Origin of the sequence: Corynebacterium endometrii (assembly GCF_004795735.1) — a bacterium.
Taxonomy (GTDB): Bacteria; Actinomycetota; Actinomycetes; order Mycobacteriales; family Mycobacteriaceae; genus Corynebacterium; species Corynebacterium endometrii.
This window is the reverse complement of the sequence record NZ_CP039247.1, coordinates 1,392,941-1,419,522: the sequence shown is the minus strand read 5'-3', so window position 1 is coordinate 1,419,522 and position 26,582 is coordinate 1,392,941. Positions and strand designations below refer to the sequence as shown.

Annotated in this window: 25 protein-coding genes and 5 tRNA genes; 23 read left to right on the top strand and 7 right to left on the bottom strand. The window is 59.6% G+C overall.

The genetic code is table 11. From position 1 onward, the window contains the following. Window positions 1-109: 109 nt before the first annotated feature. Window positions 110-2,047, top strand: a complete 1,938-nt coding sequence (gene dxs / locus CENDO_RS06415) for a 1-deoxy-D-xylulose-5-phosphate synthase (protein ID WP_136141294.1) — start codon at window positions 110-112, stop codon at window positions 2,045-2,047. Between the two features lie 102 nt (window positions 2,048-2,149). Here the strand turns inward: dxs and CENDO_RS06410 are convergent, their stop codons facing one another. Together CENDO_RS06410 and CENDO_RS06405 are read right to left on the bottom strand one after the other, a co-directional pair. Beyond that, window positions 2,150-3,436, bottom strand: coding sequence for an HRDC domain-containing protein (locus tag CENDO_RS06410; protein WP_168707178.1), 1,287 nt, complete (start codon window positions 3,434-3,436; stop codon window positions 2,150-2,152). Window positions 3,437-3,483: 47 nt separating this feature from the next. Continuing rightward, window positions 3,484-4,107 (bottom strand): DUF3000 domain-containing protein, encoded by a 624-nt coding sequence (locus CENDO_RS06405; protein ID WP_246014438.1) that lies wholly within the window; start codon window positions 4,105-4,107, stop codon window positions 3,484-3,486. Window positions 4,108-4,313: 206 nt separating this feature from the next. On the opposite strand from CENDO_RS06405, the gene hemQ reads away from it, so the two are divergent. Further along, the gene (gene hemQ / locus CENDO_RS06400) at window positions 4,314-5,015 is read left to right on the top strand and encodes a hydrogen peroxide-dependent heme synthase (RefSeq protein WP_136141291.1); all 702 of its coding nucleotides are present in this window, start codon (window positions 4,314-4,316) and stop codon (window positions 5,013-5,015) included. 122 nt (window positions 5,016-5,137) lie between these two features. On the opposite strand, the gene msrB is transcribed toward hemQ, so the two are convergent. From msrB to CENDO_RS06385, 3 genes are all read right to left on the bottom strand, one after another. Next, on the bottom strand, window positions 5,138-5,581 hold the full coding sequence (gene msrB, locus CENDO_RS06395) for a peptide-methionine (R)-S-oxide reductase MsrB (protein ID WP_136141290.1): 444 nt from the start codon (window positions 5,579-5,581) through the stop codon (window positions 5,138-5,140). Window positions 5,582-5,590: 9 nt separating this feature from the next. Then, window positions 5,591-6,856: a glycosyltransferase family 87 protein gene (locus CENDO_RS06390; RefSeq protein ID WP_425456217.1), complete on the bottom strand. Its 1,266-nt coding sequence runs from the start codon at window positions 6,854-6,856 to the stop codon at window positions 5,591-5,593. Between the two features lie 112 nt (window positions 6,857-6,968). Further along, window positions 6,969-7,727 (bottom strand): pyrimidine reductase family protein, encoded by a 759-nt coding sequence (locus tag CENDO_RS06385; RefSeq protein WP_136141288.1) that lies wholly within the window; start codon window positions 7,725-7,727, stop codon window positions 6,969-6,971. A 265-nt stretch (window positions 7,728-7,992) separates the two neighbouring features. On the opposite strand from CENDO_RS06385, the gene CENDO_RS06380 reads away from it, so the two are divergent. The 14 genes from CENDO_RS06380 (at window position 7,993) to CENDO_RS06315 (ending at window position 17,561) form a co-directional block, all read left to right on the top strand. Beyond that, a tRNA-Gly gene (locus CENDO_RS06380) sits at window positions 7,993-8,068 on the top strand. Between the two features lie 26 nt (window positions 8,069-8,094). Beyond that, window positions 8,095-8,166, top strand: a tRNA-Val gene (locus CENDO_RS06375). Between the two features lie 50 nt (window positions 8,167-8,216). Continuing rightward, window positions 8,217-8,292, top strand: a tRNA-Gly gene (locus CENDO_RS06370). 44 nt (window positions 8,293-8,336) lie between these two features. Further along, a tRNA-Cys gene (locus CENDO_RS06365) sits at window positions 8,337-8,407 on the top strand. A 51-nt stretch (window positions 8,408-8,458) separates the two neighbouring features. Further along, window positions 8,459-8,534, top strand: a tRNA-Gly gene (locus CENDO_RS06360). A 320-nt stretch (window positions 8,535-8,854) separates the two neighbouring features. Beyond that, complete coding sequence (locus CENDO_RS06355) at window positions 8,855-9,493, top strand: copper resistance CopC family protein (protein ID WP_246014192.1); 639 nt, start codon at window positions 8,855-8,857, stop codon at window positions 9,491-9,493. Further along, the gene (locus CENDO_RS06350; protein ID WP_246014190.1) at window positions 9,477-10,160 is read left to right on the top strand and encodes a copper chaperone PCu(A)C; all 684 of its coding nucleotides are present in this window, start codon (window positions 9,477-9,479) and stop codon (window positions 10,158-10,160) included. Before CENDO_RS06355 ends, CENDO_RS06350 begins: the two co-directional genes overlap by 17 nt. Window positions 10,161-10,250: 90 nt before the next feature. Continuing rightward, window positions 10,251-11,483 carry a Dyp-type peroxidase gene (locus CENDO_RS06345; RefSeq protein ID WP_136141287.1) on the top strand — a complete coding sequence of 411 codons (1,233 nt, stop codon included), beginning with the start codon at window positions 10,251-10,253 and terminating at the stop codon, window positions 11,481-11,483. Between the two features lie 237 nt (window positions 11,484-11,720). After that, complete coding sequence (gene thrS, locus CENDO_RS06340; RefSeq protein WP_136141286.1) at window positions 11,721-13,784, top strand: threonine--tRNA ligase; 2,064 nt, start codon at window positions 11,721-11,723, stop codon at window positions 13,782-13,784. 27 nt (window positions 13,785-13,811) lie between these two features. Further along, window positions 13,812-14,375 (top strand): HIT family protein, encoded by a 564-nt coding sequence (locus CENDO_RS06335; RefSeq protein ID WP_136141285.1) that lies wholly within the window; start codon window positions 13,812-13,814, stop codon window positions 14,373-14,375. Further along, window positions 14,368-14,973, top strand: coding sequence for a phosphatidylinositol phosphate synthase (gene pgsA, locus CENDO_RS06330; protein ID WP_136141284.1), 606 nt, complete (start codon window positions 14,368-14,370; stop codon window positions 14,971-14,973). Before CENDO_RS06335 ends, pgsA begins: the two co-directional genes overlap by 8 nt. Further along, complete coding sequence (locus tag CENDO_RS06325) at window positions 14,974-15,942, top strand: phosphatidylinositol mannoside acyltransferase (RefSeq protein WP_210726519.1); 969 nt, start codon at window positions 14,974-14,976, stop codon at window positions 15,940-15,942. 4 nt (window positions 15,943-15,946) lie between these two features. Further along, window positions 15,947-17,080: a glycosyltransferase family 4 protein gene (locus CENDO_RS06320; RefSeq protein ID WP_136141283.1), complete on the top strand. Its 1,134-nt coding sequence runs from the start codon at window positions 15,947-15,949 to the stop codon at window positions 17,078-17,080. Window positions 17,081-17,108: 28 nt separating this feature from the next. Beyond that, window positions 17,109-17,561, top strand: a complete 453-nt coding sequence (locus CENDO_RS06315; protein WP_136141282.1) for a hypothetical protein — start codon at window positions 17,109-17,111, stop codon at window positions 17,559-17,561. On the opposite strand, the gene CENDO_RS06310 is transcribed toward CENDO_RS06315, so the two are convergent. Next, on the bottom strand, window positions 17,558-18,889 hold the full coding sequence (locus CENDO_RS06310; RefSeq protein WP_136141281.1) for a glycosyltransferase 87 family protein: 1,332 nt from the start codon (window positions 18,887-18,889) through the stop codon (window positions 17,558-17,560). The two genes, CENDO_RS06315 and CENDO_RS06310, sit on opposite strands and share 4 nt — an antisense overlap. 66 nt (window positions 18,890-18,955) lie before the next feature. Continuing rightward, a complete protein-coding gene (locus CENDO_RS06305) occupies window positions 18,956-19,429 on the bottom strand; it encodes a DUF3817 domain-containing protein (protein ID WP_136141280.1) in 474 nt (157 codons plus the stop codon). 271 nt (window positions 19,430-19,700) lie between these two features. On the opposite strand from CENDO_RS06305, the gene CENDO_RS06300 reads away from it, so the two are divergent. The 7 genes from CENDO_RS06300 to secD all read left to right on the top strand — a co-directional run bounded on the left by CENDO_RS06300 (window position 19,701) and on the right by secD (window position 26,580). Further along, the gene (locus CENDO_RS06300; RefSeq protein WP_342773397.1) at window positions 19,701-20,459 is read left to right on the top strand and encodes an acyl-CoA thioesterase; all 759 of its coding nucleotides are present in this window, start codon (window positions 19,701-19,703) and stop codon (window positions 20,457-20,459) included. Window positions 20,460-20,586: 127 nt separating this feature from the next. Then, entirely contained in the window at window positions 20,587-21,342 is a 756-nt protein-coding gene (locus tag CENDO_RS06295) for a YebC/PmpR family DNA-binding transcriptional regulator (RefSeq protein ID WP_136141278.1), read from the top strand. Between the two features lie 174 nt (window positions 21,343-21,516). Further along, entirely contained in the window at window positions 21,517-22,104 is a 588-nt protein-coding gene (gene ruvC / locus CENDO_RS06290; RefSeq protein ID WP_210726518.1) for a crossover junction endodeoxyribonuclease RuvC, read from the top strand. Window positions 22,105-22,110: 6 nt separating this feature from the next. Continuing rightward, window positions 22,111-22,722, top strand: coding sequence for a Holliday junction branch migration protein RuvA (gene ruvA, locus CENDO_RS06285; RefSeq protein WP_136141277.1), 612 nt, complete (start codon window positions 22,111-22,113; stop codon window positions 22,720-22,722). 17 nt (window positions 22,723-22,739) lie between these two features. Continuing rightward, a complete protein-coding gene (ruvB, locus tag CENDO_RS06280; protein ID WP_136141276.1) occupies window positions 22,740-23,837 on the top strand; it encodes a Holliday junction branch migration DNA helicase RuvB in 1,098 nt (365 codons plus the stop codon). Window positions 23,838-23,984: 147 nt separating this feature from the next. Continuing rightward, window positions 23,985-24,392: a preprotein translocase subunit YajC gene (gene yajC / locus CENDO_RS06275; protein WP_136141275.1), complete on the top strand. Its 408-nt coding sequence runs from the start codon at window positions 23,985-23,987 to the stop codon at window positions 24,390-24,392. A gap of 217 nt (window positions 24,393-24,609) precedes the next feature. Next, window positions 24,610-26,580 (top strand): protein translocase subunit SecD, encoded by a 1,971-nt coding sequence (gene secD, locus CENDO_RS06270; protein WP_136141274.1) that lies wholly within the window; start codon window positions 24,610-24,612, stop codon window positions 26,578-26,580. Window positions 26,581-26,582 lie beyond the last annotated feature (2 nt).

Below are 26,582 nucleotides of genomic sequence, written 5' to 3'. Positions count from 1 at the left end.
AACTTGCAGGTAGTCCCACTATTTTCTCGCTTCGTGGATACAAGCGGGTACGGTAGAGGGAAGAATTTCTATGAATCTTATTTCAAGTAAGGGAGTCTGAGAGACCTATATGTCACTCCTTGAATCTATCGCCTCTCCCCAGGATCTTAACGGCCTGAGCCGGCAGGAGCTCGAGGCACTTGCCGATGAGGTACGCCAGACCCTCATTGAGAAAGTGGCCGCCACTGGTGGGCACTTGGGCCCCAACCTGGGCGTGGTTGAGCTAACCATTGCCCTCCACAAGGTTTTCGATTCACCGCGGGACGCCGTGGTTTTTGACACCTCCCATCAGTCCTACGTGCACAAGATGCTCACCGGCAGGGTGGACAAATTCGATACGCTGCGCCAGAAGGGTGGACTGTCCGGATACACGGACCGTGGCGAATCCGAACACGATTGGACTGAGTCATCGCATGCTTCGGCGGCTCTATCCGTTGTGGACGGCCTGTCTAAGGCGTTCATGCTGGCCGGCGACAAAGACCGTCACGCCATCGCGGTGGTTGGAGACGGCGCGCTCACCGGAGGCATGTGTTGGGAAGCCCTCAACAACATTGCCAGCGACAAATCACGCAACGCGGTCATTGTGGTCAATGACAACGGCCGTTCCTATTCGCCAACCATCGGCGGCCTGGCGGAGAACTTGGGACGCATTCGCGCGCAGCACGGCTACGACGAGCTGATGGAGACCGGCAAGAAAACGCTCAAGTCCATGGGATGGGTTGGCGAGCACACATTCCGTGCCCTCCACGCGTTCAAGGAGGGCGTAAAGTCCACCGTCCTGCCAACTGAGATGTTCCCAGAATTGGGCATGAAGTACGTGGGTCCAGTCTCTGGGCATGATTTACAGGCTTTGGAGCGCGCGTTTACGTACGCGCGGGATTTTGAAGGCCCAATCATCGTCCATGTGGTCACTGAGAAGGGCCATGGCTTCCTCCCAGCGGTCAATGAGCCTAACGACCAGATGCACTCTACCGGCGTTATTGATCCGGTCACCGGAAAATCCATGGCGAAAAGCCAACCAGGTTGGACCGCCGCCTTCTCCGAGGAGCTGGTCAAGGCGGGCGAACGCCGCGAAGACATCGTGGCTATTACCGCAGCCATGGCCGGGCCCACCGGGTTGGTTCCTTTCTCCGAGCGCTTTCCGGAGAGGTTCTTTGACGTGGGCATCGCCGAGCAGCACGCCTTGGCCTCCGCGGCTGGGTTGGCGCTTGGTGGTTACCACCCCGTGGTGGCCATCTACTCCACATTCCTCAACCGCGCGTTTGATCAGTTGCTCATGGATGTTGCGTTGATCGATCAGCCAGTGACTATAGTCTTGGACCGCGCCGGCGTGACGGGCACGGACGGCCCAAGCCACAACGGCGTCTGGGATATGGCGTTGACCTCAATCGTGCCGGGGATCCATATAGCCGCGCCGCGCGACGGGCAGCGCCTGCGCGAGCTATTCAACGAGTCGCTGGAAATTGACAACGGTCCGTCAGTGGTTCGCTTCCCGAAGGGCAACCTGCTGGAAGACACCGAGGCGGTGGACACCCTGGCGGATGGGGTGGATATCCTGCATTACTCTGACGATGCGGGAGAGAACGCGCCGAGCGTGCTCATAGTCTCCATTGGCGCTATGTGTGCGCGTGCACTGGCCGCCACGGAACTACTTGAGGAAGAGGGAGTTAACGTCACCGTCATTGACCCGCGGTGGGTAGCGCCGGTGAAACAATCCATCATCGCGTTGGCCGATGACCACGACTTGGTGGTCGTGGTTGAGGACGGAGTGATGCGTGGTGGTATTGGTTCCCTGATTAATGAAGCCCTGACGGCCTCGGAGGTCGATACGCCGTTTAGGCGTCTGGCCTTCCCAAGTGTCTTCCCGGTTCATTCCTCCCGCGGCGAGTTGCTCGCCGAAGTAGGCCTCGACGCCGACGGGATCTCTGCCTCCATCATCGGTTGGCTCGACAACTTGGAAGAGCGCTTCGGTATGGATACCCACGGTGAGGAAGAAGCCGCGGAGTAAAGCCTTCGTATACCGTCGCAGCCCCGGCCCAAAGCAGACCCGTGCTTTTTGGCCGGGGCTTGCTCGATCGTGTTTACAAGGGTGCGGCCAATGGGCGGCGGACTACGGGAAGAGGCGGCGCCGAAGGATAGGGGTAACAATCCGGCGTTGCCACGGGCGCACGCCGGCGGTGGCCAGCGCCGGCTCAATATCGGTGGGGCTTAGCCACGACAGGCTTAGGGGTTCCACGCGGTCGATAAGCTTGCGGGTGCTGGTGTTGACCGAATCTTTCGCTTCCACCCCGGGGTGGGTCAAGGCCGAATGAACAAAGGCCCAGAAAACATCGGTGAGCGCGTGCGGCTCTATGACCAGATCCACCTGCAGATCCAGCTCCTCGGCCTCTCCGGCTATTTCATCCCGCACGTTTTGGTAGGAGCTCCAGCTGTTGCTGAAGTTATTTTTCCACAGTTGCTTAGGCAGGCTTGACGGTGCCGGGCCGTGCAGATCGGGCCAGGTAGTAGGGTCCGTGTCCAACGCGTTGTCGATGACCTTAAGAATGTGTTCGGCGGCGCCGGGCCTATCGCGCGGAAACTGGGGTAGGCGGGTGACATCGCGATAGGAATCCGGCAGGGTGCGCGCCGCCTCAATGAGGGTTTTGTTCGGCAGGATCGCAAAGGGTGAGGCATCCATGGCCTTGGCCGATTCGTCGCGGTCAAACCACAGCGCGCGGGCCACCGCGAGCTGCTGCGAGGAGCGCAGGGAACCCATCCCCTTGGTGGAGCGCCAGTTGCCCTCCTCCGGCTCGCAGGGGCCCTTGAACAGCTCAACGATGTGGCGGAATTCCTCCTCTGCCCATTCCAAATACCCGTCTTCCTCAAGGAGGAATTCCAGCTCCTCGGCTAACTCGATGAGGTGCTCTACGTCGAGGGCGGCGTACGCCAACCACGATTTGGGCAAAGGATAGGCGGACCAGTTAGCCATGGAGTGGGCCTTGTCTATCTGCAGATCCAGTAGCTGGTCCATCATGTTGAGCAGGCTAGGGCGCCGAAACCCGGCCAGGCGCGAGGCTACTTCGGTATCAAAGAGCTCGCCGGGGTGCAGGCCCAGCCAGGCCAGGCACGGAAGGTCATTGCGTGCGGAGTGAAGGATCCACTGCTTGCCATTGATGACCGGACCAAGGATTTTTGCGACCGCATCCCTATGGCCTTCCGGGGCGATGAGGAAAGTATCCGTATCGGCGCGGCGAAGCTGGAGGAGGAAGGCTCGGTCATCATAGCGGTAGTTACCCGCGCGTTCCGTATCAATGGCAATGGGGCCCGTGCCGGCCGCCAGCGCGTCCGCCGCCGCCTGAAACTCATCAGGGGTATAGAGCGCGGGGGGAATTCCACGGGCCGGAGCGTTAAGCCTCACCACGAAAGAGCCTTTCTTCCCTCACTATCTAAATCAATGCGCCGGGATCACTGGCCCAGCTGGGACACGCCCTCAGGTGGTAGGCCAGCGACATTGGAAAGCACCTGCGCAAAAGCCTCGACATGCGGGGCCAAGTCAAGGCCCTCCGCCGTCCAGGATGCGCGCATCTCAAGCTGATAGGCGCGCGGCGGGCCGCCAATCTCGCCGAAACGGACGGATGAGGTCGAGGTGACCGTGCCGCCAAGGTTCGTATGGCCAGCGTTGCACGCCTCGAGGCCTTCGGTAAGCCATTCCCAGGCGACGTCGGGCAGAAGCGGATCGCGTGCCACGTCAGAATCCATGTCCGCCTGAATATAGGCCACGAGGCGCATCTTGCCTTCCCACGCTTCTTCCGCACCCGGGTCATGAAGCAGGATGAGGCGCCCAAACGCGTCGCCTTCAGAATCGGTGGGAATAAGCTCATCTACGTCTTCGCTACTGCCCACTTCAAGGCCCACCGCATGGCTGAACGGGGCGAGGCGCTGCGGAGGGCGAATGGTGCCCAGTGTTATTTCCTTGCGAAGCTTGGCAGAGTGCATCGATTCCACGGCTTCCGTGAACGCGGAAGGGGTTTGCGGCTCGTCGGAACTCTCCGTATCGCCCTGGACGCCGCGGGAGCGGAGATTCGTCAGGGAACTGCTAGGAGGGTTAGCGGCAGGGTTCACGGCCTGCGGCTGCGAAGGGACGTCGGAATTGTTCACGACCTTCAAGCTATAGTTTTGCGGCCGGTTGGCGTGGGAGGCGCGCCGGGGGTGATTGTTACGCAGCGGCCGTATACAACTTATGATGGATAGGAAAGCCTCCCAGAACTACATTCCAAGGAAATGAGGGACACCTAATGTCGAAGCTTGATTACGCAGCTTTGAACGCCATGCAGCAGTATTCCCAGCACGCAGTGTTTAGCGTCACCCCAGGCGCCCTAGGCACTGAGCGGGCAGATATCATTGCCGAAGCGCAGGCGTTCTTCGACAAGATCGCCGAAGAAGGCAAGGTTACTGTGCGTGGCGTCTATGACCTGTCCTCCATGCGTGCGGGAGCTGACTACATGATTTGGTGGCACGCAGAGGAGTTTACGGACCTGCAGAAGGTGTTTTCTGACTTCCGCCGGACTACCGTCTTGGGCCAGGTTTCTGAGGTGACCTGGATCGGTAACGCGCTTCACCGCCCGGCGGAGTTCAACAAGTCGCACCTGCCGTCCTTCATCATGGGCGAGGAACCGGGGGACTGGATTGCGGTCTACCCGTTCGTGCGCTCCTACGACTGGTACATCATGGATGAAGCCAAGCGCCGCCGGATCCTGATGGAGCATGGATTGGCTGGGCGTGATTACCCAGACGTGCGTGCAAACACCGTCCCATCCTTCGCTTTGGGGGACTACGAGTGGATCCTGGCCTTCGAGGCCCCAGAGCTTCACCGCATTGTCGACCTGATGTATGTGATGCGCTACACCGAGGCTCGTCTCCACGTCCGCGAGGAGGTGCCGTTCCACACCGGCCGCCGCGTCAAGAACCTCGAGGAACTAGTATCCATTCTCCCTTAATGTGAGCCTGGCTGCGGCAACGCAGGCTCAAATGGGATCTTCAACGGCCCGCTCATTCACCACGCCCCCACTTCGGTGAGGTATTACGGGTGATTGAGCGGGCCGCGCGCATGGCTGGAGGCTTAATCTTCTACCGGCTTTTCCTCTAGTTCTAGGCATATGGAGTTGATGCAGTACCGAAGATCGGTCGGAGTGTCATACCCCTCGCCGGCGAAGACGTGGCCCAGGTGCGACTCGCAGTTGGCGCACAAAACCTCGGTGCGAACCTGGCCTAAGGAGCGGTCCTCGCGCTCGATAATCTTGTCTCCTGCCAACGGAGAGAAGAAAGAGGGCCAGCCGCAGTGGGAATGAAACTTTTCGGTGGACCGGAAAAGCTCGGTGCCGCAGGCCTTGCACGAGTACACACCCTCTGTTTCCGTATCGGTGTACTTGCCAACAAACGGGCGCTCGGTGCCCGCCTCGCGCAGGACGTGGTATTCCTCAGCGGTGAGGCGCTCACGCCACTGGGAATCGGCGATGAGTTTAAAGTCCGTCTGGTTTCCTGAAGATTTATCTGAATTGGCCATGGTCGCAGTCTACAGATTGTCCGGCGATGCTGACGTATCTACCTCGGGACGCGGCCGCGAGTGCCGTTGCGATACCCACCAACCCAGGGCGGTAAAAGTAATGGTGACGGTCAAGAGCAGCCAGCCGAAGGTGCACATACACACGCTGAGCCAGCGGCCGGCGTTGGGCCAGTGGGACGAATACCACGTAACGGGCATCAAGAATGAGGCTGCGGCAAGCCAAGCCGGCCAACTATGGAAGACGCTGCGGGCCAACACGGCGGTAAACAACGTGGGAAATAGCCACATGGAGTAGTACTGCTGGCCAAGCGAGGATAGGAGAAACACGCCCACCAGAAGCAGGCTCGAAGTGGTAGTGGCCCACACGGTCACATCCGTGAGGCGCCAACGCAGCAACACAATGACGCCAACCGCAACACACAGGGCGCATGCCAACCATACGGGATAGAAGGCCGCGTCCGGTAAGCCAAAATAAGCCTGCATGCCTGGCAGGGATGCATTGGCATAGTCGCGGGTGATCCCAAGATATGGAACTAACTTGTTGATGTAATCCGCCGCGCCGGGAACCATGGGCCAGGCGATCGCGTTGAGCGCCAGGGGGATGGCCAAGCCCGCGGCGATAGGGCGCCACTCAAGGCGCGTCAAGGGCAGGAATAGGAGGGGTGCAAACTGAGGTTTGACTACAATGGCCAAACCAATGGCGATGCCGGCCAGCCACAGCAGGCCGGTGTTCTTATGCCCCGGGAGGCGTTCGGGGGAGGCATCTAAGCGGTTCGGCTGCGAAGGGGAGGACTCACCCAACCCGCGGACAAGGGCCCACAGAAACACGCTCAAAGCTAAAAGTAGCAGGCCGTTGATATTCGCAAAGGCCAGCGTGTTGGTCACGGCTTCAGTAGCGAATGCGGCCGCTATGGATACAGGGAACAGGGCCCCGCCGAGGCGGTGGCCCATCAGCCGGGTCAAAACGGCTAAGGCGCCGATAATAGCCGTGGCGTTGGCCACGATGAACGCCGCGCGCATGAGCTCAAGGTTGCCCGAAGCACCCAATGGGGCCAGCAGCAAGGTTGCGCCGGGGTTGTACAGGTATAGCGGATCCACATGGTTATACGCCTGCTCGTACACGGGCACTCCATCGATGAAGCGGCGCACAGCGGAATAAACCGTGGTGAAATCATCGGTGGTATTACCATTGAACGCAACGATGACTACGCGGTGTATGACCAACAACACGGCTAGGGGCCACGCGGCGCCCCGCGCGATTCGCGATACCCGCAAAACCGCATCATCCCGCGTCAATCCGTCAGCTTCACCGCGGGCGCTGCCGCGCGCTAGCAAAGGACGTGGGGCAACAAACACACGATCTAAGGAGATGTTCACGGCGTCCATCCTAATGTGTGCGCGCTACGCCATAGCGCAGAAACACGGTTGAATCGGCCGACACCGCGCAATGCTCCAACTCAAGCCGCTGAACCTGATTTGGTTGGCCGGGCTCCCGCTGAGGAACCAGCGTCTTTTCCACCAACGGGGATACATGCGGATCGACGGTGAGGTAAAGCTGATTGAGCAAACCGGAGCTGAGCGCACCGGAATACACCCGCGGCCCGCCCTCACAGGAAACCTTGGCATAGCCCAGATCGTTTAACGCCCGAATCGCACTTTCAACCGAACCGTCACCACCGTCCACCAACCGCGCGCCGGCGGCGTCTAAGGCGCGCCGGGTCGAATCCAGTGCCGGATCGTCCAGGGAAGAAGTGGGGGTGACTATGAGCGGCGGGGTCACGGCCTGAGTGAAAAACCGGCTCGTGGGATCCAGGTCGAGGGAGGAGCTGAGTACGGCGAAGGGGGCGGGGCTGGGGCGGCTGGCGGTTGCCGGGATGCCGCCGTACCCCTCGGCCTTGACCGTGGCCGAGCCGACCAGCACCGCGTCAGCCCAGTCCCGTAGCCCCGCGAGTAGTTGGGAATCCAGGTCGTTGCCAATCGCGCCCGAGTTGCCCTCCAGAGTCGCTGACCCGTGGACGGTGGTTACGGCAACCATGCGGACCCATGGCTGGCCGGCGGGGGAGCTGGGGCCGATTAGTTCCTTGATCTGGGGCTCTTGCCGCTGCGATGGGGCTTGCAGATCCTCGTTGTGTGATGGGGAGTTCATTGTGTCGATGCTACCGGCCGGGCGTTTAGGCCGAAGTGTCAGCGGGGGATCTAGCCCGTCGGGAGGGCATTATCGGCAAAGCGGTGGGTGATAACAGGCCCGTGATGTTAAAGGCTTGCGGGATGAATTCAATAACTTAGTTCGGCGTGCTTAAGGCCGCGATGACCTCGCGATTTGGAGTCTTTAGGGGTTGCACGATAATGTTTCTACTCGCAACAAGGCGTGCGGATTGCACAGTAAGTACAGCCCCGGCCTGGTTAGCAGTGCGGATGTAGCGCAGTTGGTAGCGCATCACCTTGCCAAGGTGAGGGTCGCGAGTTCGAGTCTCGTCATCCGCTCCAGTTTCCCCTCGTGGTGAAACGGTCCCGCGCGATTAGCTCAGCGGGAGAGCGCTTCCCTGACACGGAAGAGGTCACTGGTTCAATCCCAGTATCGCGCACAAGGAATTCATGTAATGTGAATGCCTAGAAACCGGGCCTGGTTTCGAATGCGGATGTAGCGCAGTTGGTAGCGCATCACCTTGCCAAGGTGAGGGTCGCGAGTTCGAGTCTCGTCATCCGCTCCAGTATCGATTTGAGGCAAAGTTGATACAGAGGCGGTAAACGCCACGGTGGAATGGCCGAGTGGTGAGGCAACGGTCTGCAAAACCGTGCACACGGGTTCGATTCCCGTTTCCACCTCGAAGACTCTATGGGGTCTTTCATCAAGTTTGGAATCCACGGATTTCACGTGCGGATGTAGCGCAGTTGGTAGCGCATCACCTTGCCAAGGTGAGGGTCGCGAGTTCGAGTCTCGTCATCCGCTCCAAGCATGAAGCGTCATCGAAAGATGGCGCTTTTCGCATATTAAGGCGCAGTGCTCGCGTACCGCAGCTGCACGAATAGTCCATTCATCAGAAAGCTATAGATAATTCCTATTCGCGGGAACTAATGGGGGATCAATTGCGACTACATCTGTAACGCTCCGGCGTACGCCTTGCCCCGTGGTCAATTGCGCTGGTCGCAGAGTTCCATGCCAGCGGCGGGTGCTATTGGCGTTACGATGGGAGCGTTGGATATGCCCGCACTGTGCGGGTGTAGTTTTGGCTTCAGATTCACTAGATGCAATCCACTGGAAGGGATAGTCCTATGAACACTCCGTTGACTGCGATCCGCCTACGGTCCAAGGCTTGGGCTGCGGCGGTCTTAGCCGGCGGAATGCTTGCCGTAGCTCCGGGAGCGTGGCTTGCGGCACCTGTGGCCCAAGCCCACGATTCAGTTATTGGCGGTTCGATTGAGACCGATGAGGTTGTTGAAGCGCTGCCCGATGTAATCACCCTGGAGTTCTCCGGCATTCCTCAGGAAGGTTTTAACACCATCGCGGTGTCCAACGTGGACACCGGTGAGGTGCTTTTTTCCGCCGAACCAAGCCTCGATGGCCGCAACCTAAGCATCGAGGTGCCGGAGGGGACTGAGGCAGGGCCGGGTCAATACCAGGTTGGGTTTTCCATCACCTCCTCCGATGGTCACGCCACCAGAGGGGCGGTCCCGTTCAGCATCGCGGGCGGTGAAGAAGCGGGTGCGGGCGCGGCCTCGTCCGAGGACGCTACCGCAGGCGGTTCCACGGATACAGCGGCGGATTCGCCCGGTGAGACTGAGGCCTCTTCCACTGACGATGGGCTCCAAGGGCCCGTGAAATGGATCGCTGCCGCGGGAGGAGTCCTTGCGCTTATCGCCGTGGCAGCCGTAATGATTGCCAAGCGTCGTACGCTTGGAGAAGGGCAGTAAGACCATGAAGAAGTACTCCCAGGTTCTCGCAACCGTAGCGGCGGTTTCCGCGCTGGCTCTAGCGGCTTGTTCACCGCAGAATGAGAATGATTCCACGGCGCCGGCAACCGAACAGCAAAGCGCAGCCGCGGGCACCACGGCCGCCGATACCGCTGCGCCTATCTCCTTCGTTGATGGTTACGTCAAGGCCAAACCAGCCGCCGACGCTGAGGATGGCCGCCCCATGACCGGCATCTTCGGCTCCGTCGTGAATAACACCGATGCGGCGGTTACTATCACCGGTTTCACGGCAGAAATCGTGGGAAATAACACCCAGCCAGAGCGCACCGAACTGCATGAGGTAGTTGACGGTCAAATGCAGATGAAGGAGGGCGGGTTTGAAATCCCGGCCGGGGAAAGCCACGAACTGGCCCCCGGTGGCGACCACATGATGATCATGGATTATGACGAGGAAATCTTGCCTGGTGCCACCGTCAATTTGACTATCACTACCGCGGACGGATCTACCGTCGAGGCGGAAGGCCTGGCTGTTCGTCAGGTCGGCTCCGGCGACGAGAGCTACGGCGAGGATGGCGAGCTCCAAGGCCACGGCGGCATGGGCGCTGCTGATGAGCCATCCGATTCGATGGACCATTCCGGCCACGATCATGAGGGCCACGATCACTAAAGGTCCACTTACCCTCCCTGTCTGCCTTCCCCCGCTCAAGCGCAGCATCGCTGCGCCTAATCCCGCTTGAACCCAAGAGAGTTGATGAAGATGAGAAAGCTGTCTCGTCGAGGATTTCTTTCAGGTGCCGCCGTAACGGCTGGAACATCAGCGTTGGCGGCGTGCTCTACCGCAGGGGAAGGGGGGAATGGCGCCCTAAGCCCGGAGGAAGTCGAGGTCCGGTTGAAAAACCAAACCGTCAGCTTCGACGGTCAGCACCAGGCCGGCATCGCTACACCGGGCCAGGCATTAGTGAATCTGGTCGGTTTTAACTTCGTCGAGGACATGGACAAGACCAAGCTGGTTAATTTGATGCGTTCCTGGACCGAAGACGCCCGACGCTTGTGCTCGGGACAGGCGCCGGTGGGCAGCTTGGAACCGGAAATGGCCGTCACCCCTGCTAACCTCACCATTACGTGCGGTTTCGGCCCCAAGGTTTTCGATATCGCGGGTAAAGGGGAACTGCGTCCAGAATGGCTGCGCCCCATCCCGAAGTTCACGCGCGACCAGCTGGATCCCGCATGGGGGCAAACGGATATCGTCCTTCAGATTTGTTGCGATGATTCCCTCACCCTCGCCCATGCGGTTCGCCACATGATTCGTTCCTCGAGCTGGTACGTGAAGACCGCCTGGATGCAGCAGGGCTTTGCCAATGCGGACGGGGCCAAGGCGCCGGATCAAACGGCGCGCAATCTTTTCGGCCAGGTGGATGGAACCGTCAATCCAAAAACCCCCGAGGATTTCGATTACCAGGTGTGGATCGATGAGGGGGAGGAATGGGCCCTCGGCGGCTCAGCGATGGTTGTCCGCCGCATCCGCATGAACGTCGATACATGGGAAATGCTGGATCGCGGTTCGCGGGAACAGACAATTGGTCGCGATCTGGCCAAAGGTGCCCCGCTGAGCGGCGGGGAAGAGCACACCATTGCGGATTTTTCGGCCACGGACAAGTACGGATTACCGTTGATTGATCCCGCATCTCACATGGCGCGTGCGCGCCCCACCCGTGAGCACCCAGAACAGGCTCTACTGCGCAGGCCCTACAGCTACGACTTGCCGCCGGAGCCGGGCAGCGATCAACTGTCTAATTCCGGGCTTATCTTCATCTGCTTCCAAAAAGATCCCGATAAGCAATTCACCCCAATTCAAACTCGCCTGGATGAACAGGACCGGCTGAATGAGTGGATCACACACATTGGTTCCTCTGTGTTTTTCATTCCCCCAGGCGTCAGCGCAGACGGTTCCGAACCCGACGCGTTCTGGGGCGAGCGTTTGCTGACTTAGGGCTGGCGAATCGCAAGTGGGCGCCCTTGCGCCCCGCGGCACCGTCCGCGCGGTCGCCAAATGGCTCTAAGAGGGGTATGCAGAGTAGTATGTTCCGGAGCAACTTTTCCCTGCATGCCGATGCAGCATGAGCCGCTAGCATAACCGCGGCGGGAGCGAAGTTGAGTGATCTTTCCTGTTTCCCGCGGGGCGGCCAGGTATGCCGCCACCGCATGAGCGCAAAAGGAGCGCAGAATCATGGCCGAAGCTATCGCAGCCGTACACGTAGGCTACGAGCCATTCACTGTTCCGGCTGGCACCCCAGTTGGTGCGGCGATGAAAGAATTGGGCTTGCCCAATAAGGGCCCAGAGGCAGTAGTGGTGGTTCGCGATGAAAATGGCGAACTCAAGGACCTGTCCCACACCCCTGAGACTGAAGCCACCTTTACGCCTGTAGCAGCGTGTGAGGAAGACGGCCGCGCCGTGATCCGCCACTCCTGTGCGCACGTTCTTGCGCAGGCCGTGCAGGCCGAGTTCCCGGGCACCAAGCTGGGCATCGGCCCCGCGATTGAGAACGGGTTCTACTATGACTTCCAGTCGCAAGAGCCCTTCACGCCCGAGGATCTTAAGGCAATTGAAAAGCGCATGAAGAAGATCATCAAGTCTGGTCAGCGCTTTGAACGTGGGGTCTTTGCTTCCAATGAGCAGGCCGAAGAAGCGCTCAAGGATGAGCCCTTTAAGCTTGAATTGATTCAGGATAAGGGAAACGTCGATCCCGATTCCGACGAGGCAACCGAGGTTGGAGCCGGCGAGCTGACCTACTACGACAATGTGAACCCACGCACCAACGAGGTGGAGTGGTTCGATCTTTGCCGCGGTCCGCACCTGCCAACGACCAAGTACATTCCGGCATTCACGCTGACCCGTTCCTCCGCTGCGTACTGGCGCGGCGACCAGTCCAAGGCCGGCCTGCAGCGCATCTACGGCACGGCCTGGGAATCCAAGGAGGCCCTCGAGGCGTACCAGCACATGATGGAAGAGGCGGAAAAACGTGACCACCGCCGCCTGGGTGCCGAGCTTGACCTGTTTTCCTTCCCGGATGAGATTGGCTCCGGCTTCCCGGTATTCCATCCAAACGGTGCCACCGTGCGCATGGAAATGGAGGAGCATTCCCGCCGCCGCCACATCGCTGACGGTTACTCCTTTGTCAACACCCCACACATCACCAAGGGAGACCTGTTTAAGAAGTCCGGCCACCTAGATTTCTACGCGGACGGCATGTTCCCGCCAATGCAGTTGGACGGCGAGTATGACGATGAGGGTAACTGCACCAAGCAGCCTCAGGATTACTACGCCAAGCCAATGAACTGCCCGTTCCACAACCTCATCTTCGCTTCCCGCGGACGCTCCTACCGCGAGCTGCCGCTGCGCCTGTTCGAGTTTGGCACGGTCTACCGCTATGAGAAATCTGGTGTGGTCCACGGCCTGACCCGAGCACGAGGGTTTACCCAGGATGACGCGCACATCTACTGCACTGAGGATCAGCTAGAAGATGAGCTGACCAAGGTACTGGAATTTATCATTTCCTTGCTGCAGGACTATGGCTTAGATGACTTCTATCTGGAGCTGTCCACCAAGGACCCAAATAAGTTCGTGGGTTCCGATGAGATCTGGGAGCGTTCCACCGCCATCCTCGAGCGCGTGGCAACCAACTCCGGTCTGGAACTGGTGCCGGATCCAGCGGGTGCCGCGTTCTACGGACCGAAGATCTCCGTTCAGGCGCGTGACGCGATTGGCCGTACCTGGCAGATGTCCACGGTGCAGCTGGATTTCAACCTGCCCGAGCGTTTCGAGCTGGAGTACACCGCGCCTGATGGAACCAAGAAGCGTCCAATCATGATCCACCGTGCGCTGTTCGGATCCATTGAGCGCTTCTTCGGCGTGCTGCTCGAGCACTATGCGGGTGCATTCCCGGCTTGGCTAGCCCCACACCAGGTCGTTGGCATTCCGGTGGCAGATGATTTCTCCTACCACTTGGAGGCAATCGCCAAGAAGCTGCGTGAAAAGGGCATCCGCGCCGACGTGGATACCTCCGATGATCGCATGCAGAAAAAGATCCGTAATCACACCCAGGCCCGCGTCCCGTTCATGCTGCTTGCAGGCGCGCGGGACGTGGACGCGGACGCCGTATCCTTCCGCTTCCTGGATGGTTCGCAGGTCAACGGCGTACCCGTTGACGAGGCTGTGGATATCATTTCCTCTTGGATTGCGAGCCGCAACAATAAGCAGCCAAATCAGGATGAGATCAACGCGCTGCGTTAAGCGCTAGGAGTGGGGACTGGTTCAGTCATGGAGATATCCAATCGGGACTCAGGCCAGGACGCGTATGTAGACTCCGGTGCCGGCCTTGACGATCGCCTAGAGCGGTTGTGGGCCCCGTACCGGATGGCTTACATCACCAAGCGTTCTAAGGATCCCTTCGTTGAAGCCCCTAAGGGCAGCGATGAGGACGGGTTGATCATCGCCCGTGGTAAGACGGTCTACGCCTTGCTGAACCTTTTTCCCTATAACGCGGGCCACCTCATGGTGGTGCCGTACCGCAAGGAATCCCAGCTAGAGGACCTGACTGAGGAGGAAACGGCGGAGATGATGGTCTTTTGTAAGAAGGCCATCAGGGTCTTAAAAAGGGTGTCACGTCCGGAAGCTATTAATGTAGGGTTCAATCTGGGCCGCGCATCTGGTGGCTCGGTAGGAGACCATCTGCATATGCATGTCGTGCCACGCTGGCCCGGGGATGCTAATTTCATGACCATCGTGGACGGTACGAAAGTGCTGCCCCAATTGCTTAAAGACACCCGGTCGATTCTGACTGAAGCATGGATTGACATCGACAAGGAGGATGCTCGTGCTTAGTGTGCACGGCCGCAAGCCTGCCGCTGTCGTGGTTGAGCCCATCGCTAAGGCCGCGATGAAGCTGGGACTTACGCCGAACAAGGTGACGATTATTGGCACGGTGGTCACCATTGCGGTGGCAGTGACCCTGATTCCCACGGGCCACCTCTTTTTGGCCGCGGTGCTATCCGGGTTGTTTGCGGCCTTCGACATGGTTGACGGCACCATGGCTAGGATGCGGGGCGGTGGTACCGCCTTCGGCGCCACGCTCGATGCCTCCTGTGATCGCATTACGGACGGGGCGCTGTTTGCCGCGATCCTGTGGTACCTGATTTACACAATGGATAGCCATCCGGTCACCGTGGTCGCCGCGCTGGTAACACTGGTGTCCTCCCAGGTGATTAGCTATATCAAGGCCCGTGGTGAGGCCAGTGGCCTGAGGATGGTGGGCGGGCTCATCGAGCGCCCGGAGCGTCTAATTATATCGCTGGTGGGCGTGGGGCTTGAAGGCCTGGGCGTGCCCCATGCGCTGGCCGTTTCCCTATGGATTTTGGCTATTGGTTCGCTTTTTACTGTGGCCCAGCGGCTGCACATGGCCGCCAATCAGAAGGTGAAGTAGATGTCAGTGTGGCCATCGAAAGATGACCTCGCCGCGGCCGGTTACATGGCTGGTTGGCGGTTTGTGCGTATGCTGCCGGAATCGGTGGCATACAAACTTTTCGAGCTCGGAGCGGATATCGCCTCCAAAGGCGGCAGGGGCCCCGAACAGTTGCGGAAAAACCTAGGCAGGGTAGTAGGGCCTGAAAACGTCACTCGCGCCCTCGTCCGGGATTCCATGCGCTCCTACATGCGCTATTGGTGTGAGGCCTTTCGGCTTCCAGCCATCCACCGCCGCCCCGGGTTTCATGAACAACTGAAGGCCGGAATCGAGGGGCTAGAGAATTTCGAAGCGGCTTATGCTCGTGGAAAAGGGGTCATCCTCGCGCTTCCCCATACCGGGAACTGGGACATGGCCGGCGCTTTCCTCGTTGGGCACGTGGGTGGGTTCACTACCGTCGCCGAACGTTTAAAGCCCGAGAGCCTGTACCAGGCTTTCGTCGATTTCCGCGAAAGCCTGGGCTTTGAAGTCCTCCCGCTAACCGGAGGGGCGCAGCCCTTCGACACGCTCAAGGCCCGTCTAAAAGAGGGCAAGGTGATTGCCCTGCTTTCCGAGCGGGACCTGTCCCGTACCGGGGTAAGTGTCGAATTTTTCGGGGAGCCCGCAAATATGGCCGCAGGCCCGGCGCTCCTAGCGCAGCAAACGGGGGCGGCCTTGTGTGCGGTTCACCTCTGGTTTGAAAAGGCGGAGGACGGAACCCCGCGGTGGGGCAAATCCGTTTCGGTGCCGATAGAGGTTACTACCGTCGAGGAAACTACCCAGCGCCTGGCGGATCGCTTCGAGGAAGCCATCGCGCGGCACCCCGCCGATTGGCATATGCTGCAGCCGCAGTGGAATAGCGACGTGGAAGAGCGCCGGGCGGAGCGCGCCGCTCGGGCCCGCGGCAAAAGGCGCCCCAACCATCCCAGCGCGGCCGGAAAGGAGGATTAGGGCAATGCGAATCGGCATCGTCTGCCCCTATTCCTTCGACGAACCAGGAGGCGTCCAGGCCCACATCATCGAGCTTGCCAGCGTCCTGATTGATCAAGGCCATGTGGTCCGCGTCTTGGGCCCAGCGGCACAGGAGACCCAACTTCCGGATTTCGTGACCAAGGGCGGCCGGAGCATCCCCATCGCCTACAACGGCTCGGTGGCGCGTCTATCCTTTGGCCCGCACGTTAGTTCAAACCTCAAGCGCTTTATAGAAGAAGGCCGGTTTGACGTACTTCACCTGCATGAGCCTAATTCGCCGAGTTATTCCATGGCGGCGCTCAAGTTAGCCTCTGGGCCCATCGTGGCTACCTACCATGCCTCCGCCTCCAACTCCCTGGCGCTACGGCTCGCGCGGCCTTTTCTGCGCCCGCTGCTAGACAAGATTCGCGGGGGGATAGCGGTTTCTGAGATGGCGCGGCGCTGGCAGGTTGAGCAGCTCGGCGGCGACCCGGTCCTCATCCCCAACGGGGTGGACACGTCCGTCTACGCGCAGGCTCGCGTGCCCGCGGGCGACAAAGACCCGCGGGAACCGGTGGAGATAGTGTTCCTCGGGCGCCTGGATGAGCCGCGCAAGGGGCTCGATGTCTTGCTTGAGGCGCTCGATGAGGTAAACCATCCGGTTAAGGTGACGGTGATGGGAGGCGGCGATGCTCGTGAAATCCCCGGTGTGGAATTTACGGGGCGCGTCAGCGATGCGGATAAGGCCTCGATCTTAGGCCGCGCCGATATTTACGTGGCCCCCAACCGCGGCGGTGAATCCTTTGGAATCGTCTTGGTTGAGGCGATGGCCGCTGGGTGTGCGGTAGTAGCCAGCGACTTGGAAGCCTTCGCCGCCGTGTGTGACGTGGATTCCCGCGCCCCCGCAGGGAGGCTGTTCCGCAACGGTGACCCCTCATCATTGGCCGCGGAGTTGAATTTCCTTATCGAAAACACGCAGGAGAGGCAGGCCCTGGTGGAGGCGGGAATTGCCCGGGCACGCACCTATGATTGGGATTTCGTAGCCCAATCCGTGCTGCAGGTCTACGATACCGTCGCGGACGGAACGAAGGTTACCGTAGCTGGCGGGCGTTCGCGCAGGCTGAAGAAGAAACATTGATCACGCATTCAGGGAGGATTGCCCCGCCATGACCACTGCCCTTATCGTCATCGCGTGCGTGGCGCTCACGTGCGTCGTCCTGTGGGCGTACTTTACGGCGCAGCGACTCAATTCTCTGCACATCCGTACCGACGCCGCCCTCGCGGCCCTCGAGTCCGCACTTAACCGCAGGGCGGCGGTGACTGCCGCCTTGTTTCCCGCCCATGCCGGCCTTGCGCGCCAGGTGGAGGCCATTGCGCTCAAACAGGGCGATATCGAGCGCCGAGCCCAGGCCGAGGCGCGCTTGTCCGCAGCCGTGGCGGACGGCTTAGCCGGAGTTCCAGCCAACCTGATAGACGCCGACGTGCGCGTCAAGCTCGCCCACCGCTTCTACAATGAGGCGGTTTCTGACACCCGCGCCTTGAGGCTGCGCCCCGTCGTCCGCTTCCTGCGCCTGGGAGGAACCGCACCACTGCCTGATTTTTTCGAGCTCCAGGCTTAGCTCTGGGCTGCCGGCGTTTGGGGCGTCGCGTCTTGAGTATGGGGAAGGCCTAAGGGCTGGGGCTGCGCTTGCTTAGTCTCGCTGTGGCCGGCTGTGCTGCGGTTGACGAGGTACAGCCACGCGAGGGATAAAGCAAACATGACGAGGACCAGCGCATTGCGCACCGCAAGGATGATGACCGTGGTGTAGTCCGTACCCAGCTCGGAGATAAGGAATGAGTAGTTAAACGGGTAGATAAAAGTGCCTAAGGCGGCCGCGATGAGGCAACTTAGGCCTAGTACAGCAAGCATCGCCTTCTCCGCCCTGCGCCCGCGTGCTGGCGCAGTAGGGTAAGACCGGGGAGCGCACATCGCCACCGCAAGTACCGGGGCTAGCCACACGATGTATTGGGGTGAGAAAACTTTGTTGGACACGATGAGGCCCAGGATGCCGGCGACGAAAAACGCCACCGAGGTGTAAGCGTCCCACCGGCAGCTATGCAGCCTGCTCAGCGCCCATGCGGCCATGGCTAGAACTACGATGACCATGATCACCGTCGACGCCGTGACCATGGAATCCACACCGGGGCCGGCAATCTCAAAGGACTTTGACGGGGCGTAATCCACGGTCCAGTCCGAAGGGGAGTGGAAGGCGCTATAGATAAACGGGGTTGCGGGAATGGATTCGATTTGCAGGCCCCGTTCCCCCTGGTACGTCAATGGACTGAGAAGGCGCCCTACGCCCTCGGTCGCTACGGTAACGCCACACAGTGCAACGGCGGTCAGGACAAATGAGCCCACACGCAGCCACGTCGCTGTCTGGTTCCAACGCCCTACCAATCCCGCGGCCAGCACTCCGGGCCACAGCTTCATGGTGGTTGCTAGCGCGAGGAAGGCGGCGCCCAGAGTCGGCACGCGGAATAGCAGCATCGCGGCGATGGCTACTGCCACAGCCGGGAACAAGTCGAGGCGCATAATAAACACTTGGCCCGCCGCGGTGCCGAAGAAAATCCAGAACCAACATGCGTAGGTCACGCCGACAGGGTTATCGCGCCCAAAGCGCCGCAGGCCCAGAAGGAAAAATAGGTCTAGGGCTAAGCACATGGCGCTGAACCACACAAAAAATGAGTCCGGGTTAGGCCCAGTAATCAGGCCTATGAGCTGGGTCGGCCAGACCCCCGGGTGTGGATATTCCGTCATGGCATCGGGATTGTCCCCATATATTCCGCTGAAGTAGTAAGCCACATCGCCACGAGGGCTGCTATCGATCACGCATAATGCGATGAGAACACCGCGCAGGACCAACCATCCAAGGATAAGTGCGGGGATCGATGAAAGTTTGCTTAGCATGGGCACGCAAGATTCCAATCAGGGCGTTTGGCGGCGAAAGGGTGGAATAGGCGGGGATAGACACACTTAAGATCGGATTACGGATTCAACGTCGACCGGAGGGCCCAGGTATAGAAGAACGGCGAACACCACAATGATTATCGCGAGGCAGACCGCGGCGCTTCGTGCCGGTTTGCGGACCACGGTTGCCAGCGCTCGGTCGGTAAAGGTCTCCGGCTGGGCATCATCGCCATTGCCGAAGCGCCAGCGACGCCCCAGGAAACCCTTCTTGCCGACCCACATGGCAAAGGGCAACGCGGCGAAGGGGATCGCGGAAACCGCTAGCCCCGCAATGCCCAACCACGCCGGCCAGCGGTCGTTTGCCCAGACAAGGATGGTCATGGCTACGAAACACAAGAAACCAAAGCCGTGAATACCGCCGAAGATTGGCATCAAGGCCTCGGTGGTATTGGAATACTTTAGGATCATCCCGATAATAATGAGAGACCACGTGACCATCTCGATGCAGGCCGCTGTGCGGTGTAACTTGTGGGGAGACATGGGTAGCATTTTAGACATAATGGAAATACATTGGTTAACCCGTGCACCGTTGGCATCATTGCCGATTAACATGGCTTAAGGCCGTGTTCGTTGGACCGGGCGTTCTGGGGCCCGTCGATGCCGGGGTTGACCGCCAACGGCTGATGCGGCGTCGGCTGCCGTAGTTTCGCATTCGATCTTAAGAAAGTACTCAACAATGTCAGTTTCTGACGTCTTCGCAATGGACCAACAGGGCCCAGACATCTTCCGCGGACCCGCTATACCATCAGAGATGTCGAGGACTTTTGGTGGGCAGGTTGCCTCCCAAGCGCTGTGCGCCGCGCAGCGTACTGTCGAGGGGCTCGTTGCCAATTCACTGCACGGTTACTTCATTGCTCCTGGGGATTCCACCGAGCCCATCGATTTTGAAGTAGAACACTTACGCGATGGCCGTTCCTTTGCCACCCGCCAAGTAAGGGCTAGGCAGGGCGGCACCACTATCTTCGTGATGGATACTAGTTTCCACCGCGTGGATGATGAAGGCCCTGGGCACCAAGACCCGATGCCCCAGGTCCCGGGGCCTGAAGAGGTCATTCACCTGCACCGCGCCGACCCGCCGAGCACCCGCATATTGATGGGCGAATGGAATGACTGGGACATCCGCCTAGTCCCTGAGGCCGATCGCGAGCCGAGCCGGCACGAGGAGAGGGAAATTTCGGGCTACCGCCACATTTGGTTCCGCAACAAAGGCCAGCTGCCCAAAGATTTAAATTTTCACCAGGCGGCTTTGACATACATGTCTGACATGACGCTGATTTACTCGTCCTTGATCCCGCATCCCGGCGTGAAGGTCCAGTTGGCCAGTTTGGACCATGCCGTGTGGTTCCATCGCCCACTAAGCGTTAATGACTGGCTGCTCTACGTGCAGCACTCGCCGTCTGCCGGCAACGGGGTAGCGCTAACCCGCGGCACGGTCTTCGATATCAATGGGCGCTTAGTAGCCACGGTGATGCAAGAAGGTCTTACCCGCACCTATCGCGAGAACAAGTAGCCCATGAGCCGGTAACCGCGCATCACTACGGGAGCTGAGAGTAACGAAATGAGGGGCTAAATACTTTCCGGATCGCTTCTTTCCGTATAATCTTTGCCAGCGATAAGCCAACAAGAAAGGCACGAATATGTCAGGCCACTCTAAATGGGCAACTACCAAGCATAAGAAGGCTGCGAACGATGCAAAGCGTGGCAAGGAATTTGCCAAGCTGATTAAGAACATCGAAGTTGCGGCCCGTACCGGTGGCGGTGACCCTGCGGCTAACCCGACCCTCGATGACATGATCCGGAAGGCCAAGAAGGCGTCCGTTCCCAATGACAACATTGAGCGCGCGCGCAAGCGAGGCTCAGGTGAGGAAGCCGGCGGTGCTGACTGGGAAACCATCATGTATGAGGGTTATGGCCCGAACGGCGTGGCAATCCTCATCGAGTGTCTGACGGACAACCGCAACCGCGCCGCTACTGAAGTTCGTACCGCGATGTCTAAAAATGGCGGCAACCTGGGTGAATCCGGGTCCGTTTCCTACATGTTCTCCCGCACCGGCATTGTTCAGGTGCTCAAGGGCGAACTGACCGAGGATGACGTTCTCATGGCTGTACTTGATGCCGGTGCCGAGGAAGTAAATGACCTTGGCGAGACCTTCGAGGTGGTTTGCGCACCGTCTGATCTCGCGGCGGTCAAGGCTGCGCTTGGTGAGGCCGGGATTGACGTGGAAGACGCGGATCAGGATTTCCGCGCGTCCGTCGAGGTGTCCCTCAATGCCGCGGATGCGAAGAAGATCTTCCGTCTGATCGATGCTCTCGAGGAATCCGATGACGTCCAGAATGTCTACACCAATATGGACCTATCGGAAGAGGTACTCGCTGAGCTCGAAGCCGAGTAGGCCTGCGCCTAAGAGCTTTAATAGCCAGCCGGGAGGGGACCACGCGCAGGTCGCCTCCCTTTTTAATATCCGTATGATAGAACATATGTGTGTAAATACCGTGCCCGTCTGCGGCGGCTGCAGGCCCGGGCAGGACTAGTACGGCTGACGTATCCGAATTACGAAGGGGCAACGATGAATCTCGAAGGGCTACGGGTAATGGGCATCGACCCTGGCCTTACTCGATGCGGACTTTCGGTAGTCCAGGCAGGTCGTGGCCGTGCCGTGCTGCCTATCTCAGTGGGGGTAGTGCGCACCCCTGCCCACAGCGAACTTACGGAACGCTTGCTGCGCTTGTCGGTCGCCGTGCGCGAGTGGATGGATGATTACAAGCCAGATGTCGTGGCTATTGAACGCGTCTTCGAGCGGGGTGAGGTCTCCACGGTCATGCAGACCGCCCATGCGGTGGGCGTCCTAGTGCTCGCCGCCGCGGAGCGGAGTATCCCTGTACACATGTACACTCCGTCTGAGGTGAAGAAGGCAATTTCTGGCAATGGGCGCGCAGATAAGAAGCAGATGACGTCCATGATTACCCGTATCCTTGGACTCAACGAACCACCCAAACCAGCCGATGCTGCTGATGCTTTAGCTTTAGCGGTGTGCCACTGCTGGCGGGCCCCGGTAATCGCGCGTACAGAGGCGGTGGCGGCCGCCCAAGCAAAGGCTCAGTCTGCGTTGAGGGCCAGGGTGAAACAAGCTCGTGAGGAAGCGAAAGGACACTAGGGATTTATGATTGCATCCCTTCGAGGAACAGTTATCTCCATTGGATTGGACCATGCGGTCATCGAATGTGCCGGAGTGGGCTATCAGGTTAAAGCCACCCCGTCCATGCTAGGGACCCTGATCCGCGGAGAAGAGGCCTTCGTGCTCACCGCTTTCGTGGTCAAGGAGGACTCTCAAACCCTCTACGGTTTCACCAGCGCAGAGGACCGCGAAATGTTCCACGTCCTTCAGTCTGTATCCGGTGTGGGAGCCAAATTGGCCCTGGCCGCTCTGTCGGTCATGGGCGCGGAAGAGCTGGCTGCCGCCATCTCCTCCGGCGATGCGAAGCGCTTGCAGTCCATTCCCGGCGTCGGCAAACGGGTAGCTGAGCGCCTTGCGCTGGAACTCAAGGATAAGGTCTCAGGCTTCGTGGCGGCTGGCGGCCAGGCCCCTGCGGAGGCTACGCCGCACCCTGTCGGTGGCCCGGTTGTTGAGCAAGTCATTGAGGCGCTTATTGGTCTTGGCTTCACCGATAAGCTTGCGCGCCCGGTGGTCGAGGCCATCGCTGCCGATAATGCGGATCTGGATACCTCGGCAATCCTGCGCGCTTCGCTGGTCCAATTGAGCCGGAAAAAGTAGAAAGCGTGGAGATGTAGATGTCTGACGTAGAGCGCACTGAGTTTCAGCTTCCGGAGTCGATGGCAGCGCCCGGCGGTTCCCAGTCAAGCGGTGGCCTGCAACGCAATAATGCCGTTGAAGCCGAGGCCCAGGTGGGCGAGCATGACATTGAGCGTTCGTTACGGCCCAAGAGCATCGATGAGTTTATCGGCCAGCCTAAGGTACGTGAACAGTTATCCTTGGTGCTTACTGGTGCCCGCAACCGTGGCGTGACCCCGGACCATGTCCTGCTTTCCGGACCTCCAGGCTTGGGCAAGACAACCATGGCGATGATTATCGCTCAAGAGTTGGGAACCAGCCTCCGTATGACATCCGGCCCCGCTCTTGAAAGGGCTGGGGACTTGGCCGCGATGCTCTCCAATCTCATGGAGGGTGATGTCCTCTTTATCGATGAGATTCACCGCATCGCGCGTCCAGCGGAGGAAATGCTGTATATGGCGATGGAGGATTTCCGCATCGACGTGATCGTCGGCAAGGGCCCAGGTGCCACGTCCATTCCATTGGAAATCCCACCGTTTACTCTGGTTGGAGCCACAACCCGGGCCGGAATGCTGACCGGGCCGCTGCGTGACCGCTTTGGCTTCACCGCACAGATGGAGTATTACGGCACGGCGGATCTCACCAAGGTGGTTACCCGCGCCGCCAGGATTTTAGACGTGCACATCGACCATGACGCTGCCGTTGAAATTGGCTCACGCTCGCGTGGCACGCCGCGTATCGCTAACCGCCTTCTGCGCCGAGTACGTGACTTCGCAGAGGTCCACGGAGATGGGCGCATCGACATGGCCGCCGCGCAGGGCGCGCTCGAGGTATTCGATGTGGATCACATCGGCCTAGACCGCCTAGATAGGGAAGTGCTTACTGCTCTAATTAAGGGGCACGGTGGTGGCCCCGTGGGAGTTAACACGCTGGCCATCGCGGTGGGCGAAGAGCCATCCACGGTTGAGGAGGTCTGCGAGCCGTACCTAGTACGCGCGGGGATGATTGCCCGTACTGGGCGTGGGCGCGTGGCAACCGCGGCGGCCTGGCAGCACCTAGGGCTCACGCCACCCGACGGTACATTGGGATTGTTTTAGGCGCTTGGTCGCGGCCAAGGATGCGTATCCCCAGCGCTCAAGGGGTGTTGGGGCTGCGGGCACAAGGATGTGAGCATCTGACTGGCTGCTAGGCCGCGGGAAGGTGCAGGTGGCGCGATTGAGGGGCATTCTGGCACACTGGCCTGCATGGAACTTATTTTTCTCTTAATTCTCCTAGCCCTTTTCTTGCTTCCTACCTTCTTTGCCGTACGGAGGCAGCAGAAGCATCAGAAGGAAATCCTGGCCTTCCAGGCCTCCCTGGCTCCTGGCAAGCGCGTGGTGACCGCCGCTGGTATTCACGGCACCGTCACTGCGGTCCGCGATACGGAAGTAGACCTGGAGATCGCATCCGGTACCATCGTTACCTTCGAAAAGATCGCGATTGTCCGCGCGGCGGGCACCGCCGACTCCCTCAATGGCGCTACTGCCGCACGCCAGGCTAACGCGGAGCCAGCACCAGGTGATGCTGATGGCTACCGCGCGGGCGAGTTTGAGCCCGGATACGAATCCGGCCATAATGCCGCCCATCCGGACGATGCCCAGCGTGACCGGTAAGGATTACCGCTCTAACCGCGGGTCGTAGACCATCGGGGTTTAGAAGTAACCCCGATGGAAAAATCTGCTTGAACCTACCTCTTTAGGGGCCTTTCACAGGGCCCCTTTTAAAGATTATTAGGTCTCATGACGTACGATTGGGGATCGTGCTCACTGCCCATAGCGGTGATTTACTTAGCCTTCTAACCCTGTTAGATCACCACACAGGAGAAAATTTTTGTCCACTACAACTCGCGGCGCTCTGAATAACTCGAGCAGAACGTGGCCAAAGCGGGCCTTGGCGCTGTTTTTACTGCTCGTCGTTGTACTTTACGCGCTAGTACTTTTCACCGGACCAAAGAGCATCAGCCCGAAGCTGGGCATAGATCTTCAAGGCGGCACCCGCGTGACTCTAGTGCCTCAGGGGCAAGAACCAACGCAGGACCAGCTCCAGCAGGCTCGTACCATCCTGGAACAGCGCGTAAACGGCATGGGTGTTTCAGGATCCGAGGTTGTAATCAACGGAAACACCCTTGTTATCACCGTCCCCGGCGAGGATACTGCACAGGCTCAGGCCGTGGGGCAGACCTCTAAACTGCTGTTCCGCCCTGTAAATACCACCATGATTCCAGACGTGGCCGCATTGCCGGAGACTCTGGAGGACATGGCTAATCGCTGGGTTGAATACCGTGTGCTTACCCCTGAGCAGGCTAACGAATCCCTCAAGCGTTTTGTGGATGGCGTAAACATGCAGAGCCAGCAGATGGGCACCGGTGGGGAGCCGCTCAAGGTGCCTACGGTCAGCGCTACCCCTAAGCCTGAGCCGGACAATTCCATTGCCCAGGGTCAATTCCGCGATGAGACAATCGAGATGCTGCTGGCTGATCGCCAATCCGATGACCCAACCACCATCGCAGCCGCTTCTGGCCTTTTGCAGTGCATGCCCGGATCCACCACCGTCGATCCCGTGGCTGGTTTAGATGATCCGGCCAAGGTATTTGCAACCTGTGACCTTTCGACCGGCCAGGCCTACGTGCTGGACCCCGCGCCGCTACTCGAGGGAATTGATGACCCGGCGGGCACCCGTTTGACGGGTAATGAGATCGATACCGAATCGCCAATCACCGGTGGGCTGAATCCACAGACCGGCCAGATGGAAATCGCCTTCGCCTTCAAGACCGGTGATGGTCCTAACGGCTCCGCAACGTGGGCAAAACTGACCCAGGACAACCTGCAGCAGCAGGTGGCGATCACGCTAGACTCGTCCATCATTTCCGCGCCAGTCATTCAGGGTGCTACCCCGTACGGCGCCGCGACCTCCATTACGGGTGATTTCACCCAGGAGGAAGCAACCAGCCTCGCCAACAACTTAAAGTACGGCGCACTGCCGCTGTCTTTTACCGGTGAGAACGGCGAACCCGGTGGAACCACAGAGGTTGTCCCACCGACATTGGGTAAGGCAGCGCTACAGGCAGGCCTTATCGCAGGGCTGGTAGGTCTAGTTCTTGTAGCGGCTTACGCCCTGTTCTACTTCCGCGCGTTTGGCCTGGTATCCCTGGTCACCCTGGTGGGCGCGGGTGTACTAACGTACGGCTCCATCGTCTTGCTTGGGCGCTGGATTGGCTACTCCCTGGATTTGTCCGGCATAGCGGGCCTTGTTATCGGCGTGGGTGCAACCGCGGACTCCTTTGTGGTCTACTACGAACGCATCAAGGACGAGCTACTGGAGGGGCGGACCTTCCGCTCCGCAACGACCAAGGCGTGGGAACGCGCTCGCGGCACCATTGTCACCGGCAACGCGGTGACCCTTATCGGATCCGTTATCGTCTACTTCTTGGCCATCGGTGAGGTAAAGGGCTTCGCCTTTACCCTTGGACTCACCACGGTATTCGACTTGGTTGTTTCTTTCCTGATTATGGCGCCTCTCATGCAGCTTGCCGCGCGCCGCCCGCGCTGGGCCAAGCCATCCATGAATGGCCTGGGAGGTATCTTCTCCTTGGTTGAAGAGCGCCGCAGCCACGGCCATTACGCCAAGCCGGCGAGGGATACCGCCCGCACCGAGAAGCCTTCGCACAAGTCTTCCGCCGCGGTCACCGGGGCGGCAGTCGTTACACAAACCCGCACCGATGGATCAGGCTCATCAGGGGATGACTCCAAGGACGAACCACGCTCCGAGGTTGAAACCTTGGGTGAGGAAGAGGAGAAGTAAGA